Origin of the sequence: Streptococcus vulneris (assembly GCF_019218685.1) — a bacterium.
Classification (GTDB): domain Bacteria; phylum Bacillota; class Bacilli; order Lactobacillales; family Streptococcaceae; genus Streptococcus; species Streptococcus vulneris.
In genome coordinates this window covers 64,789-81,906 of record NZ_JAHUZC010000005.1, presented here as the reverse complement: position 1 = coordinate 81,906, position 17,118 = coordinate 64,789, and the positions used below count along the sequence as shown (strand labels likewise).

The following is a 17,118-nucleotide window of genomic DNA, read 5'->3' as shown; positions in this document are numbered from 1 at the left end:
ATTATTCTCCTATAAGGCTATCTAATTGCTCTTCTTTTTTCTCTTGCTCGTACAAATATTTAGCATCTTGCAAGACATCGTCTCCATGTTGCTTCACGACAGAAACAGATGCATCTAGCTCGTCTTTCAACTTGTAAGCCTTAGCCAAAGCTTTAGAATAACCTTTTTTAGCTTCCTTACTTGCCAAGATCTTCAAACCAAGGGTACCAAATGCGACACCACCCAAAAAGAGTGATGATTTTTTCGCAACTTTTGCAACGGTTAGTACTTCTTTTAACATACTTATTTCCTCCTTATCATTATTATATAGCAATTTAGATATAAAAGCAATGTCATTTCATAAATTGGAGAATTATACTCAATGAAAATCAAAGAGCAAACTAGGAAACTAGCCGCAGGCTGTACTTGAGTACGGCAAGGCGACGTTGACGTGGTTTGAATTTGATTTTCGAAGAGTATTAGTTTTATTTCTACTGAATCTCCCATCTACTTACTCCTAAAGTTGCTTTCATTTGCCTCTTTTGATACACTTAAACTATGAATACAAATCTCAAACCCAAACTTCAGCGTTTTGCTTCTGCGACTGCCTTTGCCTGTCCTATCTGTCAAGAAAATCTGACCTTAGTAGAGAGCAGTCTCAAGTGCTGCAACCGTCATTCTTTTGACTTGGCGAAATTTGGCTATGTCAATCTAGCCCCTCAAATCAAGCAATCTGCTAACTATGACAAGGAAAATTTTCAAAACCGTCAACAAATCCTAGAAGCCGGCTTTTATCAGGCTATTCTAGAGGTCGTCTCTGATTTACTTTCAAACTCAAAAAATGCCAAAACAATTTTAGATATCGGTTGTGGCGAAGGATTCTATTCTCGCAAACTTCAAGAAAGTCATCCTGACAAAACCTTCTATGCCTTTGATATTTCCAAAGATTCCGTCCAAATCGCTGCCAAGAGTGAACCAAACTGGGCAGTCAACTGGTTCGTTGGTGACTTGGCTCGTCTTCCTATAAAAGACGCTAGCATGGATATCCTGCTTGATATCTTCTCACCTGCCAACTATGGAGAATTTCGTCGCGTTTTATCCAAAGACGGCATCTTGATAAAGGTTATTCCAACTAAAAATCACCTCAAGGAAATCCGTCAGAAGGTACAAGACCAGCTGACAAACAAGGACTATTCCAACCAAGATATCAAAAATCATTTCCAAAACAACTTCACTATCTTATCCAGTAAAACTGCCTCACTAACCAAGCCTATCACAACAGAGCAGCTCCAAGCCCTACTCAGCATGACGCCCCTACTCTTTCACATCGACCAGACTAAGATTGACTGGAGCCAACTGACAGAGATTACTATTGAAGCTGAGATTCTGGTTGGAAAAGTACTATAATTGACACAAAAACCGCATTTCAAAAAGATCTGCGGTTTTAAATTTCAATTTTTAAACTATCTATCCGAAAAGTCTAAAACATTTAAAGCTTTTAGCTTCTCCATTTATTTTCGATTCGAAATAACAAACTTATCAATAAATAGTAAGTGAAATAAGGCAAGTGTAATTCCCGATAAGCACCCATGATAAGAGATTTCTTGATGGGTAAGGGGGAAAAGAGTATCATTACCCGCCAAGAGGCATGTCAAAATAACAAATAAAATCCAAAATAAATCAGTCCATCTATATTTTGAAAAATATTTTTTCCACATAAAAACACCTTCTTTCCTACAATCATATTATAATACTTTGTGTAAGCGAATACAAGATATATGAGGTAATCAACTACGAAAAAATATAAGGCTGAAGACAGTAAAAACCAGCATTTAAAGCCTTCACTGTATCTAGGATTTCCCTATTTTTAGACAGAATTAACCAAAATCCATAGCATTCAAAAAAAGCGAATTTCAATCGAAACTCGCTTTTTTACAAAATGTATTAGTATAAATTTGTATCTTAGTTCAAGTGCCAGATATCTTCGTTATACTGAGCGATTGTACGGTCAGATGAGAAGAATCCTGCTTTAGAAATGTTAACGATAACTTTATCCAACCATGCGTCACGGTCTTCGTAGTCAGCCAACATTTGCTCTTTGACTTTGATGTAGTCTTCCAAGTCAAGAAGAGTCATGAACCAGTCTTTGTTGATCAATTCATTGTAAAGACGTTCCAAGCGCTCTTTGTTTCCAGCTGCAAGAACTGCATCGCTAACAATGAAGTCAACCAATGGTTTGATAGCTTTACGAGCGTAGAATTCGCTTGATTTGTAAGCTGCTTTTGCGTAAAGGTCGATAACAGTTTCTGAATCTTCACCGAAAATGTAGATGTTTTCGTCGCCAACCAACTCAGCGATTTCCACGTTAGCACCGTCCATAGTACCAAGAGTCAAAGCTCCGTTCAACATGAATTTCATGTTACCAGTACCTGAAGCTTCTTTAGAAGCAAGTGAGATTTGTTCTGAGATATCACATGCTGGGATAAGGAAGCTTGCTGCAGTAACGTTGTAGTTTTCAACCATAACTACTTGCAAGTGTGGAGCTACTGCTGGATCGTTAGCAATAACTTCTGACATGCAAAGGATCAAGTGGATGATGTCTTGAGCGATTGTGTAGGCTGGAGCTGCTTTACCACCAAAGAAGATTGTGATTGGGCGAGCAGGGATGTTACCAGCTTTGATGTCAAGGTATTTGTGGATCACGTACAAAGCGTTCATTTGTTGGCGTTTGTACTCGTGAAGACGTTTGATTTGGATATCAAAGATAGAGTTTGGATTGATTTCCACACCTTGGTGTTCTTTCAAATGACGAGCCAATTTACGTTTGTTGTGAGCCTTGATGCTTTCCAATTTTTCTTTGACAGCTGCTTTGTCTTCATAAGACAAAAGTTTTTCAAGCTCATCTGCTTCATGGTGCCAACCATCTCCAAGAATCTCATCCAAGTAGTGAGACAATCTTGGGTTAGCATGCATGAGCCAACGACGGAAAGTGATACCGTTTGTTTTGTTGTTGAATTTTTCTGGGTAAAGGTCGTAGAAAGCTTTCAACTCAGAGTTCTTCAAGATTTCAGTGTGAAGTGCTGCTACTCCGTTAACACTGTATCCGTAGTGGATATCCATGTGAGCCATGTGAACACGTCCACTCTCGTCAATAATTTGAACAGCTGGATCTTTCACTTCTGCTTTCACACGACGGTCCAATTCTTCGATGATTGGTACCAAGTGAGGAACCACTTCTTGCAAGAATTCAAGAGGCCATTTTTCAAGGGCTTCAGCAAGGATTGTGTGGTTAGTGTAGGCAGTCATGCTACGAACGATTGAGATTGCTTCGTCAAGCTCGATACCACGAGCAGTCAAAAGACGAATCAATTCAGGGATAACCATTGATGGGTGAGTATCATTGATTTGTACAACTGCGTAGTCAGCAAGGTCATGCAAGTTGCTTCCTTTTTCGATTGCTTCGTCGATGATCAATTGCGCACCGTTTGAAACCATGAAGTATTGTTGGAAGATACGGAGCAATTCACCTTGACGGTCACTATCATCTGGGTAAAGGAAAAGAGTCAAGTTGCGAGCGATGTCTGTCTTGTCAAAGTTGATACCGTCTTTAATGATTGAAGAATCAACTGAATCCAAGTCAAACAAACGCAAGCGGTTCTTAGTTTCTGTCTTGTAACCAGGTACATCGATATCGTAAAGAGTTGATGTCAATGTGAAGTGAGCAAATGGCACTTGGTAGCTACGGCTTGAGCGAACCAACCAGTTTTGCTCTGTCAACCATGCATTTGGAATTGTTTCTTGTTGGTTATTTTTAAGAACTTGTTGGAAAAGACCGTAGTGGTAGTTAAGACCTACACCGTCACCGTTCAAACCAAGAGTAGCAATTGAATCGATAAAGCAGGCAGCCAAACGTCCCAAACCACCATTACCAAGAGATGGTTCCAATTCAACTTCTTCAACTTCGATCAAGTCTTTACCTGCAGCTGCAAGTTCTTTTTTAACATCGTCGTAAAGACCAAGGTTGATCAAGTTGTTTGACAAAAGTTTACCAATCAAGAACTCAGCTGAGATGTAGTAAACTTTTTTCTTACCAGTGTTAACTGGTTTTTGACTACTTGCAAGCTTGCTGTAGTTAAGAAGAGCCAGGTAAAGCTCTTCATTGCTACATTCTGCAATGGTTTTATTGTAACGATTTTGTACAAATTCTTGTAGTGATAACATGTTTAAGGTGTCTCCTGATATTGTATTATTTCTTTAATTCTACCAAATTTTCATTGATTCGGCGATAGATTGTTGTCAAGTCAAGCAAACCTTCCTCGACAGCTGGTGTCAATTGATCTTCAGTCATACGCCAAGACCAGTTTCCACCAAGGGTAGATGGGAAGTTCATACGAGCTGCCTCATCCAATTCTAGCAAATCTTGCATCGTTGCAATTGCCATGAAGCTAACTGATGAAAAGACTGTACGAAGCATAGCATGTGGCACTGTTTCGTATTCTTTACGGTTAGTGTAGCGAGCCATGTATTCACGAGTCGCATCATCGATCTCGTTACGGTACCAACCAAGGACCGTGTTGTTATCGTGTGTTCCTGTGTACATAACTGAGTTAGCAGGTGCCAAGTGTGGGCTATCGATGCTTTCATCTTCTGGGTTGAAAGCAAATTGAAGAATCTTCATTCCTGGGAAGCCAGTACGTTCACGCAATTCGATAACTTCGTCTGTCATGAAGCCAAGGTCTTCTGCGATGATGTTTAGCTCACCAAGCTCTTCCTTAACGGCTGCAAAAAGCTTGTAGCCAGGACCTTTCACCCACTCACCAGGTGCTGCTGTATCAGAACCAGCAGGGATTTCCCAGTAAGATTCGAAACCACGGAAGTGGTCGATACGAACGATGTCGTAGATTTTGAAGCTTTCACGCAAGCGCTCAATCCACCATTTGTAGCCATCTTTGTCCATTGCTTGCCAGTCATAGATTGGGTTACCCCAAAGCTGACCAGTTGCAGAAAATTCATCTGGTGGGCATCCTGCGATGCAAGTAGCCTTACCATTGACATCTGTCTTGAAGAGATGTGGATTTGCCCACATATCGCTTGAATCTTCCGCTACGTAGATTGGCATGTCCCCAACGATTTCGATGTGGTTGTCGTTAGCGTAAGCTTTCAATTTCAACCATTGTTGGAAGAAGAAGTATTGAGTCACACGGTGGTAAACCAACTTGTCTGCCAATTGCTCACGGTAGCTTTCAAGTGCTGTAGCTTTACGAGCGCGAGCATCTGCATCTGGCCATTCAGTCCAAGCAAGATTGTCAAAATGCTCTTTGATAGCCATATACTCTGCAAAGAGTTCAAGCCATGATTGGTTGTCTTGAGCAAATTTCTCAAAGTCTTTAACATCTCCTACTTCCAAGAAACGTTTTACCGCTTTTTCTAAAAGAGGACGACGTGCATAGTAGATTTTCGCATAATCAACTTCAGACGCATCACTACCAAAGTCAACCCCTTCAAGGTCACTTGCTTGCAACAAGCCTTGTTCCACCAAGATATCTAAATCGATAAAATGAGTGTTCCCTGCGAAGGCTGAGAAAGATTGGTAAGGAGAGTCTCCGTAACTAGTTGTTCCTAGTGGAAGGATTTGCCAGTAACGTTGTTTTGTGCGAACCAAGAAATCAACGAAGTCGTAAGCACTTTTACCAAATGATCCGATTCCGTATGCTCCTGGAAGAGAAGAAATGTGCATCAACACACCACTTTGACGTTTTTTCATAATAAGCACCTCATGTGTTTATAGTTAGATATTACATTTTTATGAACGCAAACGTTTGCGCTATTACTAGTATAGCTCATTTTCTTGATAAATGCAAGCGGTTTTAGATAACTTTTTTGATTATTTTTTTAAAATTTTTTCTTCTTACTCGTATATATATTCTTTCAGGAAACAAACAAAATAGGAATACGGGTTTCACTTATCTCATTAAGCAAAAATAAAGTGAGAATCCTCCCTGCTTTCCATTTGTAAATTAGGCAATCGTTTTCTCAACTTTTTTTAAATTTAAAACAAAACCGATTTTTGGGATTTTCTACTATTATATGACGATGAAGCGTTTACTTTTTTCACAATTTTTTTAAAAATTTTTACAAAAAACACTTGCAACCGCTTTCCGATTGTGCTATACTAGTCCCATAAAGGAAAACGTTTGCGTTTCCTCATTATAAAATTTGTTATTCTTTAGGAGGAATACACTATGTCATCTAAATTCATGAAGAGCGCTGCTGTGCTTGGAACTGTTACACTTGCTAGCTTGCTTTTGGTAGCTTGCGGAAGCAAAACTGCTGATAAGCCTGCTGATTCTGGTTCATCTGAAGCGAAAGAACTCACTGTATATGTAGACGAGGGATATAAGAGCTATATTGAAGAAGTTGCTAAAGCTTATGAAAAAGAAACTGGAGTAAAAGTCACTCTTAAAACTGGTGATGCTCTAGGAGGTCTTGATAAACTTTCTCTTGACAACCAATCTGGTAATGTCCCTGACATTATGATGGCTCCATACGACCGTGTAGGTAGCCTCGGTACTGACGGACAACTTTCAGAAGTGAAATTGAGCGACAGCGCTAAAACAGATGATAAAACTAAATCTCTTGTAACAGCTGCTGACGGTAAAGTTTACGGTGCTCCAGCCGTTATCGAGTCACTAGTTATGTACTACAACAAAGACTTGATAAAAGAAGCTCCAAAAACTTTTGCTGACTTAGAAAACCTTGCTAAAGATAGCAAATATGCCTTCGCTGGTGAAGACGGCAAAACTACTGCCTTCCTAGCTGACTGGACAAACTTCTACTATGCATACGGACTTCTTGCTGGTAACGGAGCTTATGTATTTGGCGATAACGGTAAAAATCCTAAAGATATCGGTCTTGCAAACGAAGGTTCAATTACAGGTATCAACTACGCTAAATCTTGGTATGAAAAATGGCCTAAAGGTATGCAAGATACAGAAGGTTCTGGAAACTTAATTCAAACTCATTTCCAAGAAGGTAAAACAGCTGCTATCATCGACGGACCTTGGAAAGCTCAAGCCTTTAAAGATGCTAAAGTAAACTACGGTGTTGCGACTATCCCTACTCTTCCAAATGGAAAAGAATATGCTGCCTTCGGTGGTGGTAAAGCTTGGGTCATCCCTCAAGCCACTAAGAACCTTGAAGCTTCTCAAAAATTTGTAGACTTCCTTGTTTCAACTGAACAACAAAAAGTATTATACGATAAAACTAACGAAATCCCAGCTAACACTGAGGCTCGTTCATACGCTGAAGGTAAAAACGATGAGTTGACAACAGCTGTTATCAAACAGTTCAAGAACGCTCAACCAATGCCAAACATCTCTCAAATGTCTGCAGTTTGGGATCCAGCGAAAAATATGCTCTTCGATGCTGTAAGTGGTAAGAAAGATGCGAAAACAGCTGCTAACGATGCTGTAACATTGATCAAAGAAACAATCAAACAAAAATTTGGTGAATAAAAAAATTTGTTCAAGGGGGGTGGAATTCAAATCCCCCTTTGAATTTATCAATAGAAAACATATATAGTTTGGGTTTTAACTAGAAACCAGTATCCTATGAAAGGAGTTATTATGGAAAAGCAACAACCTAGTAAAGCAGCCCTGCTGTCTATCATTCCTGGGTTAGGACAGATTTACAATAAACAAAAAGCCAAAGGTTTTATCTTCCTTGGTGTAACCCTTGTATTTGTCCTCTACTTCCTAGCACTTGCAGCCCCTGAATTGAGCAATCTTATCACTCTTGGTGACAAACCAGGTCGTGATAATTCCCTTTTTATGCTGATTCGTGGTGCCTTCCATTTAATCTTTGTAGTCGTTTATGTACTCTTTTATTTCGCAAATATCAAGGATGCACATACAACTGCTAAACACATTAACAATGGCATACCAGTAGCTCTTACTTTTAAAGAAATGGTCAAAGGAATCTATGAAAATGGCTTCCCTTACCTCTTGATCATTCCATCTTATGTTGCCATGACTTTTGCGATTATCTTCCCAGTTATCGTAACCTTGATGATTGCCTTTACCAACTATGACTTCCAACACTTGCCACCAAACAAATTGTTGGACTGGGTTGGTTTAACTAACTTCACAAACATCTGGAGCTTGAGTACCTTCCGTTCAGCCTTTGGTGCCGTTCTTTCTTGGACTATCATTTGGGCTTTATCTGCCTCAACTTTACAGATCGTGATTGGTATCTTCACAGCTATCATTGCTAACCAACCATTTATCAAAGGAAAACGTATCTTTGGTGTTATTTTCCTTCTTCCTTGGGCTGTTCCAGCCTTCATCACTATCTTGACATTCTCAAACATGTTTAACGATAGTGTTGGTGCTATCAACACTCAAGTATTGCCAATCTTGGCTAAATTCCTTCCTTTCCTTGATGGTGCTCTTATTCCTTGGAAAACAGACCCAACTTGGACTAAGATTGCCTTGATTATGATGCAAGGTTGGCTTGGATTCCCATACATCTACGTTTTGACTTTGGGTATCTTGCAATCTATTCCTAACGACCTTTACGAAGCAGCTTATATTGATGGTGCCAATGCTTGGCAAAAATTCCGCAACATCACTTTCCCAATGATCTTAGCTGTTGCGGCACCTACTTTGATCAGTCAATACACCTTCAACTTTAACAACTTCTCTATCATGTACCTCTTCAATGGTGGAGGACCTGGTAGTGTCGGTGGTGGAGCTGGTTCAACTGATATCTTGATCTCATGGATCTACCGTTTGACAACAGGTACATCTCCTCAATACTCAATGGCGGCAGCTGTTACCTTGATTATCTCTATCATTGTCATCTCAATCTCTATGATCGCATTCAAGAAACTACACGCATTTGATATGGAGGACGTCTAAGATGAATAACTCAATTAAACTCAAACGTAGACTGACTCAAACCCTTACTTATCTCTACTTGATCGGCCTATCAATTGTCATCATCTATCCACTATTGATTACCATCATGTCAGCCTTTAAAGCAGGTAACGTCGCAGCCTTTAAACTCGATACGAACATCAACTTCAATTTTGATAACTTTAAAGGACTCTTTACTGAAACCCTATACGGTACATGGTATCTCAATACCTTGATCATCGCCTTGGTTACCATGGCAGTTCAAACAAGTATTATCGTACTTGCTGGTTATGCCTACAGCCGTTACAACTTCTTGGCTCGTAAACAAAGTTTGGTCTTCTTCTTGATTATCCAAATGGTGCCAACCATGGCCGCTTTGACAGCCTTCTTCGTTATGGCGCTTATGTTGAACGCCCTTAACCACAGCTGGTTCCTCATCTTCCTCTACGTTGGTGGTGGTATCCCGATGAATGCTTGGCTCATGAAAGGCTACTTCGATACAGTGCCAATGTCTCTAGACGAATCTGCAAAACTAGACGGTGCAGGACACTTCCGCCGCTTCTGGCAAATTGTTCTTCCACTTGTTCGCCCAATGGTTGCCGTACAAGCTCTCTGGGCCTTCATGGGACCTTTTGGGGACTACATCCTCTCTAGTTTCTTGCTTCGTGAGAAAGAATACTTTACTGTTGCCGTTGGTCTCCAAACCTTCGTCAGCAATGTGAAAAACTTGAAGATTGCCTACTTCTCAGCAGGTGCTATCCTCATTGCCCTTCCAATCTGTATTCTCTTCTTCTTCCTACAAAAGAACTTTGTTTCAGGACTTACAAGTGGTGGCGACAAGGGATAATATATCCCCGCCACCCTTTTTCATTTTATACTCTTCGAGAATCTCTTCAAACCACGTCAGCTTCACCTTGCCGCAGTACGGTTACTGACTTCGTCAGTTCTAACCACAACCTCAAAACAGTGTTTTGAGCAACCTGCGGCTAGATTCCTAGTTTGCTCTTTGATTTTCATTGAGTATTAGCGATTGTTACTGTAAGTAATATCCTTACAACAAGCAATTTTTCTCCTAGACTTGAAATAAAGCACATTTCTCTATATAATAATACTCATATAGAAAACACCTTTTAGAAAGATACCTATGCTTCCATATCCATTTTCCTATTTTTCAAGTATTTGGGGATTTCGTAAGCCCCTGTCCAAACGTTTCGGACTCAACTGGTTCCAACTTCTCTTTACCAGTATCTTCCTTATCAGCTTATCTATGGTACCTATTGCCATCCAAAATAGCTCCCAGGAGACTTATCCACTAGAAACTTTTATCGATAATGTCTATGAACCATTGACAGATAAGGTTGTCCAGGATCTCTCTGAACATGCTGCAATTGTTGATGGTAAATTTACTTATACAGGAACAGCTAGTCAAGCGCCTTCTATTGTAATCGGTCCAAGTCAAAGCAAGGAATTACCTAAGGACTTGCAACTGCATTTCGATACGAATGAGCTAGTCATCAGCAAGGAAAGTAAAGAGCTGACCCGTATCTCTTACCGAGCGATTGAGACTGAGAGTTTCAAAAGTAAAGACAGCTTGACCCAAGCCATTTCTAAAGACTGGTATCAGCAAAATCGTGTCTATATCAGTCTCTTCCTAGTTCTCGGTGCGAGCTTCCTCTTTGGTTTGAATTTCTTTATTGTCTCTCTAGGAGCGAGTCTTCTCCTTTATATCACTAAGAAATCACGCCTCTTTTCATTTAGGACCTTTAAAGAGTGCTACCATTTTATCTTGAACTGTTTAGGATTACCTACTCTGATTACGCTTATTTTGGGACTATTTGGCCAAAATATGACAACTCTCATTACTGTACAAAACATTCTTTTTGTTCTGTATCTGGTCACTATCTTTTATAAAACGCATTTCCGTGATCCAGATTACCATAAATAGGAGATTTTTATGCCCGTTACGATTAAAGACGTGGCCAAGGCTGCTGGTGTTTCGCCTTCAACCGTAACCCGTGTTATTCAAAATAAATCAACCATTAGTGACGAAACAAAAAAACGCGTTCGCAAGGCTATGAAGGAGCTCAATTACCACCCCAACCTCAACGCTCGTAGTTTGGTAAGCAGTTATACCCAAGTTATCGGCTTGGTCCTTCCTGACGACTCAGACGCCTTCTATCAAAATCCTTTCTTCCCATCTGTCCTCCGTGGTATCGCCCAAGTCGCATCTGAAAACCACTATGCCATTCAGATTGCAACAGGTAAAGATGAAAAAGAGCGCCTTAAAGCTATTTCTCAGATGGTCTATGGTAAGCGTGTAGATGGTTTGATTTTCCTCTATGCCCAAGAAGAGGACCCTTTGGTTAAGTTAGTAGCAGACGAGCAATTTCCTTTCCTTATCTTAGGTAAATCTCTATCTCCCTTCATTCCACTTGTCGATAATGACAATGTCCAAGCTGGTTTTGATGCGACAGAGTATTTCATCAAAAAAGGCTGCAAGCGAATTGCCTTTATCGGAGGTACTAAGCGACTCTTCGTAACACAAGACCGTCTGACAGGTTACGAGATGGCTCTAAAACAACACCAACTTCCTCTCGATACTAATCTGACTTGCTTTGCTACTGAATTTCTTGAAGATAATGGTTATCGCTTTAGTAGACTTCTCTTCAAACACGATTCAAATATTGACGCTATTATTACCATTGATAGTCTCCTTGCTGCAGGGGTCTGTGATTACATCGCAAAACACCAACTGGATGTCCCTGTCCTCAGCTTCGACTCAGTCAATCCCAAGCTCAACTTGGCGGCCTATGTTGATATCAATAGTTTGGAGCTTGGTCGTGTTTCCTTTGAAACTATCCTCCAGATAATCAATGATGCTAAAAGCAATAAACAAATTTGTTATCGCCAGTTGATTGCCCACAAAATTATCGAAAAATAAAAACCAGCTCGAGCTGGTTTTTTTGATCACTAATTATCTGTTTCAACGAACCGTCCCAAAATATGAACATTCTCCGAGACAGAGACAAAGGCGCTTGGATCCACCTGTTTCATAATCTGTTTAAATTCATTAAACTCTGCACGTGTAATGACAGTGATTAAAACTGCCTTTCTTTCGTGATTATAGGTTCCTTCTGCATCGTGGATCATGGTTGCACCGCGGTGCAATTTTTTATGGATTTTTTCAATTACCTTCTCTGGATGATTGGTCACAATCATGGCCTGCATCCGTTTTTGCTTGGTAAAGACAGCGTCTGTGACACGGCTAGAGACAAAGATGGTAATCATAGAGTAGAGAGCGTATTCCCAACCAAAGGTCAAGCCTGCTATCAGCATGATGGTCCCATTTACCAAGAAAGAAATACTACCAACATTCTTACCCGTTTTCTTGCGAATAGTCAGGCTGACGATATCCGTCCCACCACTGGAGATATTGTTTCGAAGAGCAAAACCAATCCCCAAGCCCATGACAACACCCCCAAAAAGGGCATTGATAATGGGATCCTCCGTCAAGGTCGCCACAGGGACAAACTGGATAAAGAAGGAACTCATGGATACCGTTATAAAGGTAAAGACGGTGAACTTATGCCCAATTTGATACCAAGCCAAGACCATCAAAGGGAAATTAATGGCATAGAAGGTCAACGAAATCGGGATATGAAAACCAAACCAGTGATTACTCAAGGCAGAGATAATCTGTGCCAGACCTGTCGCACCACTCGAATACACATGACCTGGTTGGAAAAAGAAATTGACCGCTACTGCTGATAAAAATCCATAGACCAGAGAGGCCGAAATCTTCTCATCATATTTTTCGCGAGAGATGCTTTGTAAGACACGTAAAATTTTTATCTGATGAGCAAAGCGGCGCAGATAATAGCGCCACCGCTTAATTCGTTTTGCTTGTTTCATCTTCTTCTACTTGTAAGCTGAGTTCCTCTAGTTGTTTGAGAGCTACTGTTGAAGGAGCTTGTGTCATTGGGTCACTTGCCTTATTGTTCTTAGGGAAGGCAATAACTTCACGAATATTTTCTTCTCCTGCTAAGAGCATGACAAATCGGTCAAGCCCGATAGCCAAGCCACCGTGTGGTGGGAAACCATAGTCCATGGCTTCAAGAAGGAAACCAAACTGGTCATTTGCTTCTTCGGCTGAGAAACCAAGAGCCTTGAACATACGTTCTTGAAGGTCTTTTTGGTTGATACGAAGGCTACCACCACCAAGTTCATAACCGTTCAAGACAATATCGTAAGCAATGGCACGAACCTTCGCCAAATCACCTTCTAATTCGTGAGCAGTCTCTTCCTGTGGTAGAGTAAATGGATGGTGGGCGCTCATGTAACGACCTTCTTCTTCAGACCATTCAAACATTGGCCAGTCAACAACCCAAAGGAAGTTGAATTTATCATTATCAATCAAACCAAGCTCTTTGGCAATACGTCCACGAAGGGCACCAAGCGTTGCATTAGCCACTTCAAGCGTATCCGCCACAAAGAGAACCAAGTCCTTATCTTCAAGAGCAAGCGCTGTTGTCAATTCTGCTTGGATGCTAGTCAAGAACTTGGCAACTGGTCCGTTTAATTCTCCATCAACCACCTTGACCCAAGCAAGACCTTTGGCACCATACTGTTTGGCTACTTCGGTCATCTTGTCGATGTCTTTACGTGAATAGTTGTCCGCAGCTCCTTTGACCACAATTGCTTTTACAGCAGGTGCTTCTGAAAAGACTTTAAAGTCTACACCTTTGACTACTGCTGTCAGGTCCTGAAGCAACATGTCAAAACGGGTATCTGGCTTGTCAGAACCGTAAAGAGCCATAGCATCATCATATTTCATACGAGGAAATGGAAGCGTCACTTCGATGCCTTTAGTTTCTTTCATCACGCGCGCAATCAAACCTTCTGTGATATCTTGGATTTCTTGCTCAGTAAGGAAAGATGTTTCCAAGTCAACCTGTGTGAACTCAGGCTGGCGGTCACCACGCAAGTCCTCGTCACGGAAACATTTAACGATTTGGTAGTAACGGTCAAAACCAGCATTCATCAAGAGCTGTTTCGTGATTTGTGGACTTTGAGGAAGAGCGTAAAAATGCCCTTTATTAACACGAGACGGCACCAAATAGTCACGCGCCCCTTCAGGAGTTGACTTAGAAAGGAATGGTGTCTCCACGTCGATAAACTCCAACTCATCCAAGTAATTGCGAATAGAGTGGGTCACTTTAGCACGAAGTTTGAGGTTTTCCAGCATCTCTGGACGACGAAGGTCAAGGTAACGGTAACGTAAACGTGTATCGTCATTAGCCTCAATGCCATCCTTAATCTCAAATGGGGTTGTTTTAGCTGTATTAAGCACTGTCAGAGCTGTCACGTTTAACTCAACTGCACCAGTTGGCAACTTATCATTGGCTTGCTCACGCGCAGCGACCTGTCCAGTCACCTCGATAACAAATTCGCTACGAAGGCTTTCAGCTGTTTCCATAATCTCTGCAGATACTTTTTCAGGGTTGATAACCAACTGCATGATTCCTTCACGGTCACGAAGGTCGATAAAGATCAAACCGCCCAAGTCACGACGACGACCAACCCATCCTTTCAAGGTCATTTCTTGTCCGATGTGTTCCTCACGAACACGACCAGCATACATACTACGTTTCATTGTTTCTCTCCTCTTTTATTCTGTTACTATTTTACCATAAAAGCGCAGGCTCTTCATGAAAATCATCAGAAAAGTTTGCCTGACTTTAAAAATCAAGTGAAGACTCTAAAAATTAACGCCAATACAAAAATCCGATGAAGTTCACCGGACTCTTTTATTTTGAATTTTTGCCTGCTTTACGTTTTTCAGCAATTTCAGCTGCCTTTCGAGGCAAGACAATTTCCGTTGTATAAGCTGTCCCAAAGCGCAAGACACCTGCAATAGGAGCAAAGACAACTGCTAGATAGTTGTAGAAGAAATCGCCCTTAAAGGCATAAGCTAGCGCCCCAATGATGAAAAATAGAACAACTGCTTGAATCACTGCTAATAAAATTACTCGTTTCATGTGACCTCCTGACTCTATTATAGCATGAGTATCATCAAAAAGCCGATTAAATTATTCAAAGCGTGGAGAGAAATACTGTAGACCAGACCTTTTCTGCTAATATAAGCCAAGCCCAAACTAAAACCAAGGCTAAAATAGACAAAAAATTGTTGCACATCACCTGGGAAATGAATCAAGGCAAACAGAAGACTGGATACCAGAAGAAAAATCAGAGTTTGTTTCCTATTGTCCTGCTTAGGAAAGAGGTAGCGTGCTAACATCCCTCTAAAGATAAGTTCTTCCGTCAAAGGAGCAAAGACCACCACCATAAAGAAACCAAATGCAGGCTGTTCCACTGTCAGTTGAGATACGATTTGTTGACTGACCGACGGATCTTCTGGTAAAAAGAACTGGGCTGTAATAGCCACTAGCAAAACCAGAGTAGGCAACCAGATATGACGATTAAAAGCTGTTGTCTGGATGCTAACCTTTTCTGTCTGATACCATCTGTAAATTCCATAAACATAGGCCCCTGACAGGGCGATATAAAGTGGTAAAACTCCATATATCGAAGCCCCTAGTCCAAGAGCTGACAGAGCCATACTCTGAACCAGACCATAGCCAAAGAAAAAGGATAGAACAGCTAGAAAAAACCAGCCAAGATTTTTAAGTAGTTTCATAAAGGTCTCCTATCTTGCTTTATAACTGTTTTTCAATACAAAGAGGTTTGCTATTCCTAATACAAGTACCCAAGCCAGTAACATACCGATGTTAGAAAAAGATATCTCTCCACCTTTTTTATTTAAAAGATTTACAATAGGACCAACGAACGAGTAATCCAACACTTTTTGAACCGTATCATTTTGAGAAGCAATCATGGGTAAAATAGAGACAATTAACATAGGAAAGATACTATAGACTTGCGCTTTAGATTGAGTATCTGACACCCCACCGATTAGAAGGTTGAGAAAAATAATACAAATAGTTGCTAGGAGCAAATAGATAGCATAGGCAAATAAATAACCAGATACATCTACTTTAAGATAGATGGGAAGTACAATCATAGCAACCAACATTATCAAAATAGGTAGAACGAGCATACTGAAAGTATATTCTATTGCTGTCACACCACTTAGGATGAGTGATTTGAGATTTCGTTTTTCCTTATCTTCTGCCATCATAATCGATACCATATAACCACTTCCCATGCTCAAGACCATCGTCAAGCTAGCAGATAGTAAAAATAGGCTCAATTGTCCATTCTTATTTGACAATTCATTATATAGAACAGCAATACCAAAAGGCATCAATAAAGTTGCTAACAAACTTGAATTGCTAATAAGAACTTGCACTCTTAACCATAGTAGGGCATTTAATTTTCTAAACATCTAACTTTTCTCCTGTCAATCTGATAAAGATTTCTTCTAAAGTCGGCTCACAAGAGTGAACCACCATCAAATCTGTCGTATCTAAATGTGGTAATTCTTCAAATGGAACTATCTGTTCTCGTCCATCATTATAAACCACACGTACCTTCTTATCCACATGGTACTTCTGGATAATGTCTTGCGGACTTCCATACTCTATTAAATTACCCTTATTCAAAAGAGATAAGCGATCACAAAGCAGAGTTGCCTCATTCATATCATGCGTGGTCAGAAAGATAGTTGTCCCCGCTTGCTTTAATTCTTGAAGTAGGGTATGAATCATCTTGGATGTTGTAGGGTCTAAGCCACTGGTTGGCTCATCTAGAAAGAGAATCTTAGGAGCATTAAGAAGGGCACGAGCCAAGAACATTCGTTGTTTCATTCCTGTAGATAGTTTTTCTGCGATAACATCTTTAGCATCTGCCAATCCAACCTGTTGGAGCACCTGAACTACTCTATCTGACTTGAGACCATATAACTTAGCATAGATGAGAAGATTTTTATAAAGACTCATCTTTTCATAAAAACCACTGCCATCACTAACAATACCAATTTGTTCCAAATCATTTGAGGTTAAATCTTGAGAATTCTTGCCTAACAAAATTGTGTTACCTTGATCTGCAGCCAACTGACCTGTCAAGACATTGATCATGGTTGTTTTACCTGAGCCAGAAGGGCCAAGAAAACCAAAGATTTCACCCTCCTTAATCTCAAAAGAAATCTGATGAAGAGCTTTTTTGCTCCCAAAACTTTTGCTTACATTTTCAACACGAATCATAG

16 protein-coding genes are annotated in these 17,118 nt (G+C 40.4%); 6 read left to right on the top strand and 10 right to left on the bottom strand.

Annotated features, from left to right (window positions below):
• Position 1 precedes the first annotated feature (1 nt).
• On the bottom strand, positions 2 to 280 hold the full coding sequence (locus KUA57_RS05025; RefSeq protein ID WP_000910909.1) for a DUF6110 family protein: 279 nt from the start codon (positions 278 to 280) through the stop codon (positions 2 to 4).
• A 257-nt stretch (positions 281 to 537) separates the two neighbouring features.
• On the opposite strand from KUA57_RS05025, the gene KUA57_RS05020 reads away from it, so the two are divergent.
• Complete coding sequence (locus tag KUA57_RS05020; RefSeq protein WP_218493759.1) at positions 538 to 1,386, top strand: putative RNA methyltransferase; 849 nt, start codon at positions 538 to 540, stop codon at positions 1,384 to 1,386.
• Between the two features lie 104 nt (positions 1,387 to 1,490).
• Here the strand turns inward: KUA57_RS05020 and KUA57_RS09590 are convergent, their stop codons facing one another.
• The 3 genes from KUA57_RS09590 to malQ form a co-directional block, all read right to left on the bottom strand.
• Entirely contained in the window at positions 1,491 to 1,697 is a 207-nt protein-coding gene (locus KUA57_RS09590) for a hypothetical protein (RefSeq protein ID WP_250646318.1), read from the bottom strand.
• Between the two features lie 244 nt (positions 1,698 to 1,941).
• Positions 1,942 to 4,200 carry a glycogen/starch/alpha-glucan family phosphorylase gene (gene glgP, locus KUA57_RS05015; protein WP_218493758.1) on the bottom strand — a complete coding sequence of 753 codons (2,259 nt, stop codon included), beginning with the start codon at positions 4,198 to 4,200 and terminating at the stop codon, positions 1,942 to 1,944.
• 25 nt (positions 4,201 to 4,225) lie between these two features.
• A complete protein-coding gene (gene malQ, locus KUA57_RS05010) occupies positions 4,226 to 5,743 on the bottom strand; it encodes a 4-alpha-glucanotransferase (protein WP_218493757.1) in 1,518 nt (505 codons plus the stop codon).
• Between the two features lie 478 nt (positions 5,744 to 6,221).
• Here malQ and KUA57_RS05005 point away from each other — a divergent pair, with 478 nt between their 5' ends.
• The 5 genes from KUA57_RS05005 to KUA57_RS04985 all read left to right on the top strand — a co-directional run bounded on the left by KUA57_RS05005 (position 6,222) and on the right by KUA57_RS04985 (position 11,835).
• The gene (locus KUA57_RS05005) at positions 6,222 to 7,493 is read left to right on the top strand and encodes a maltodextrin ABC transporter substrate-binding protein (protein WP_218493756.1); all 1,272 of its coding nucleotides are present in this window, start codon (positions 6,222 to 6,224) and stop codon (positions 7,491 to 7,493) included.
• Positions 7,494 to 7,604: 111 nt separating this feature from the next.
• The gene (locus KUA57_RS05000; RefSeq protein ID WP_020902369.1) at positions 7,605 to 8,897 is read left to right on the top strand and encodes a carbohydrate ABC transporter permease; all 1,293 of its coding nucleotides are present in this window, start codon (positions 7,605 to 7,607) and stop codon (positions 8,895 to 8,897) included.
• Between the two features lies 1 nt (position 8,898).
• The gene (locus KUA57_RS04995; RefSeq protein ID WP_203180099.1) at positions 8,899 to 9,741 is read left to right on the top strand and encodes a sugar ABC transporter permease; all 843 of its coding nucleotides are present in this window, start codon (positions 8,899 to 8,901) and stop codon (positions 9,739 to 9,741) included.
• Between the two features lie 297 nt (positions 9,742 to 10,038).
• Positions 10,039 to 10,839 carry a DUF1189 domain-containing protein gene (locus KUA57_RS04990; protein WP_218493755.1) on the top strand — a complete coding sequence of 267 codons (801 nt, stop codon included), beginning with the start codon at positions 10,039 to 10,041 and terminating at the stop codon, positions 10,837 to 10,839.
• 9 nt (positions 10,840 to 10,848) lie between these two features.
• Positions 10,849 to 11,835, top strand: a complete 987-nt coding sequence (locus KUA57_RS04985; protein ID WP_049510888.1) for a LacI family DNA-binding transcriptional regulator — start codon at positions 10,849 to 10,851, stop codon at positions 11,833 to 11,835.
• Positions 11,836 to 11,864: 29 nt separating this feature from the next.
• Here the strand turns inward: KUA57_RS04985 and KUA57_RS04980 are convergent, their stop codons facing one another.
• The 6 genes from KUA57_RS04980 to KUA57_RS04955 form a co-directional block, all read right to left on the bottom strand.
• Positions 11,865 to 12,806: a YitT family protein gene (locus KUA57_RS04980; RefSeq protein WP_024057518.1), complete on the bottom strand. Its 942-nt coding sequence runs from the start codon at positions 12,804 to 12,806 to the stop codon at positions 11,865 to 11,867.
• Entirely contained in the window at positions 12,784 to 14,547 is a 1,764-nt protein-coding gene (gene aspS / locus KUA57_RS04975; protein WP_218493754.1) for an aspartate--tRNA ligase, read from the bottom strand. Before aspS ends, KUA57_RS04980 begins: the two co-directional genes overlap by 23 nt.
• Positions 14,548 to 14,701: 154 nt before the next feature.
• A complete protein-coding gene (locus KUA57_RS04970) occupies positions 14,702 to 14,932 on the bottom strand; it encodes a hypothetical protein (RefSeq protein WP_000832184.1) in 231 nt (76 codons plus the stop codon).
• Positions 14,933 to 14,949: 17 nt separating this feature from the next.
• A complete protein-coding gene (locus KUA57_RS04965) occupies positions 14,950 to 15,591 on the bottom strand; it encodes a CPBP family intramembrane glutamic endopeptidase (RefSeq protein WP_218493753.1) in 642 nt (213 codons plus the stop codon).
• Positions 15,592 to 15,600: 9 nt separating this feature from the next.
• Positions 15,601 to 16,299 (bottom strand): ABC transporter permease, encoded by a 699-nt coding sequence (locus tag KUA57_RS04960; protein ID WP_218493752.1) that lies wholly within the window; start codon positions 16,297 to 16,299, stop codon positions 15,601 to 15,603.
• Positions 16,292 to 17,116 (bottom strand): ABC transporter ATP-binding protein, encoded by an 825-nt coding sequence (locus tag KUA57_RS04955; protein ID WP_125416797.1) that lies wholly within the window; start codon positions 17,114 to 17,116, stop codon positions 16,292 to 16,294. Before KUA57_RS04955 ends, KUA57_RS04960 begins: the two co-directional genes overlap by 8 nt.
• Positions 17,117 to 17,118: the final 2 nt, after the last annotated feature.

Coding starts and splice junctions, on each gene's coding strand:
- KUA57_RS05025 (WP_000910909.1), bottom strand. CDS start 280: ATGTTAAAAGAAGTACTAACCGTTGCAAAAGTTGCGAAAAAATCATCA.
- KUA57_RS05020 (WP_218493759.1), top strand. CDS start 538: ATGAATACAAATCTCAAACCCAAACTTCAGCGTTTTGCTTCTGCGACT.
- KUA57_RS09590 (WP_250646318.1), bottom strand. CDS start 1,697: ATGTGGAAAAAATATTTTTCAAAATATAGATGGACTGATTTATTTTGG.
- glgP (WP_218493758.1), bottom strand. CDS start 4,200: ATGTTATCACTACAAGAATTTGTACAAAATCGTTACAATAAAACCATT.
- malQ (WP_218493757.1), bottom strand. CDS start 5,743: ATGAAAAAACGTCAAAGTGGTGTGTTGATGCACATTTCTTCTCTTCCA.
- KUA57_RS05005 (WP_218493756.1), top strand. CDS start 6,222: ATGTCATCTAAATTCATGAAGAGCGCTGCTGTGCTTGGAACTGTTACA.
- KUA57_RS05000 (WP_020902369.1), top strand. CDS start 7,605: ATGGAAAAGCAACAACCTAGTAAAGCAGCCCTGCTGTCTATCATTCCT.
- KUA57_RS04995 (WP_203180099.1), top strand. CDS start 8,899: ATGAATAACTCAATTAAACTCAAACGTAGACTGACTCAAACCCTTACT.
- KUA57_RS04990 (WP_218493755.1), top strand. CDS start 10,039: ATGCTTCCATATCCATTTTCCTATTTTTCAAGTATTTGGGGATTTCGT.
- KUA57_RS04985 (WP_049510888.1), top strand. CDS start 10,849: ATGCCCGTTACGATTAAAGACGTGGCCAAGGCTGCTGGTGTTTCGCCT.
- KUA57_RS04980 (WP_024057518.1), bottom strand. CDS start 12,806: ATGAAACAAGCAAAACGAATTAAGCGGTGGCGCTATTATCTGCGCCGC.
- aspS (WP_218493754.1), bottom strand. CDS start 14,547: ATGAAACGTAGTATGTATGCTGGTCGTGTTCGTGAGGAACACATCGGA.
- KUA57_RS04970 (WP_000832184.1), bottom strand. CDS start 14,932: ATGAAACGAGTAATTTTATTAGCAGTGATTCAAGCAGTTGTTCTATTT.
- KUA57_RS04965 (WP_218493753.1), bottom strand. CDS start 15,591: ATGAAACTACTTAAAAATCTTGGCTGGTTTTTTCTAGCTGTTCTATCC.
- KUA57_RS04960 (WP_218493752.1), bottom strand. CDS start 16,299: ATGTTTAGAAAATTAAATGCCCTACTATGGTTAAGAGTGCAAGTTCTT.
- KUA57_RS04955 (WP_125416797.1), bottom strand. CDS start 17,116: ATGATTCGTGTTGAAAATGTAAGCAAAAGTTTTGGGAGCAAAAAAGCT.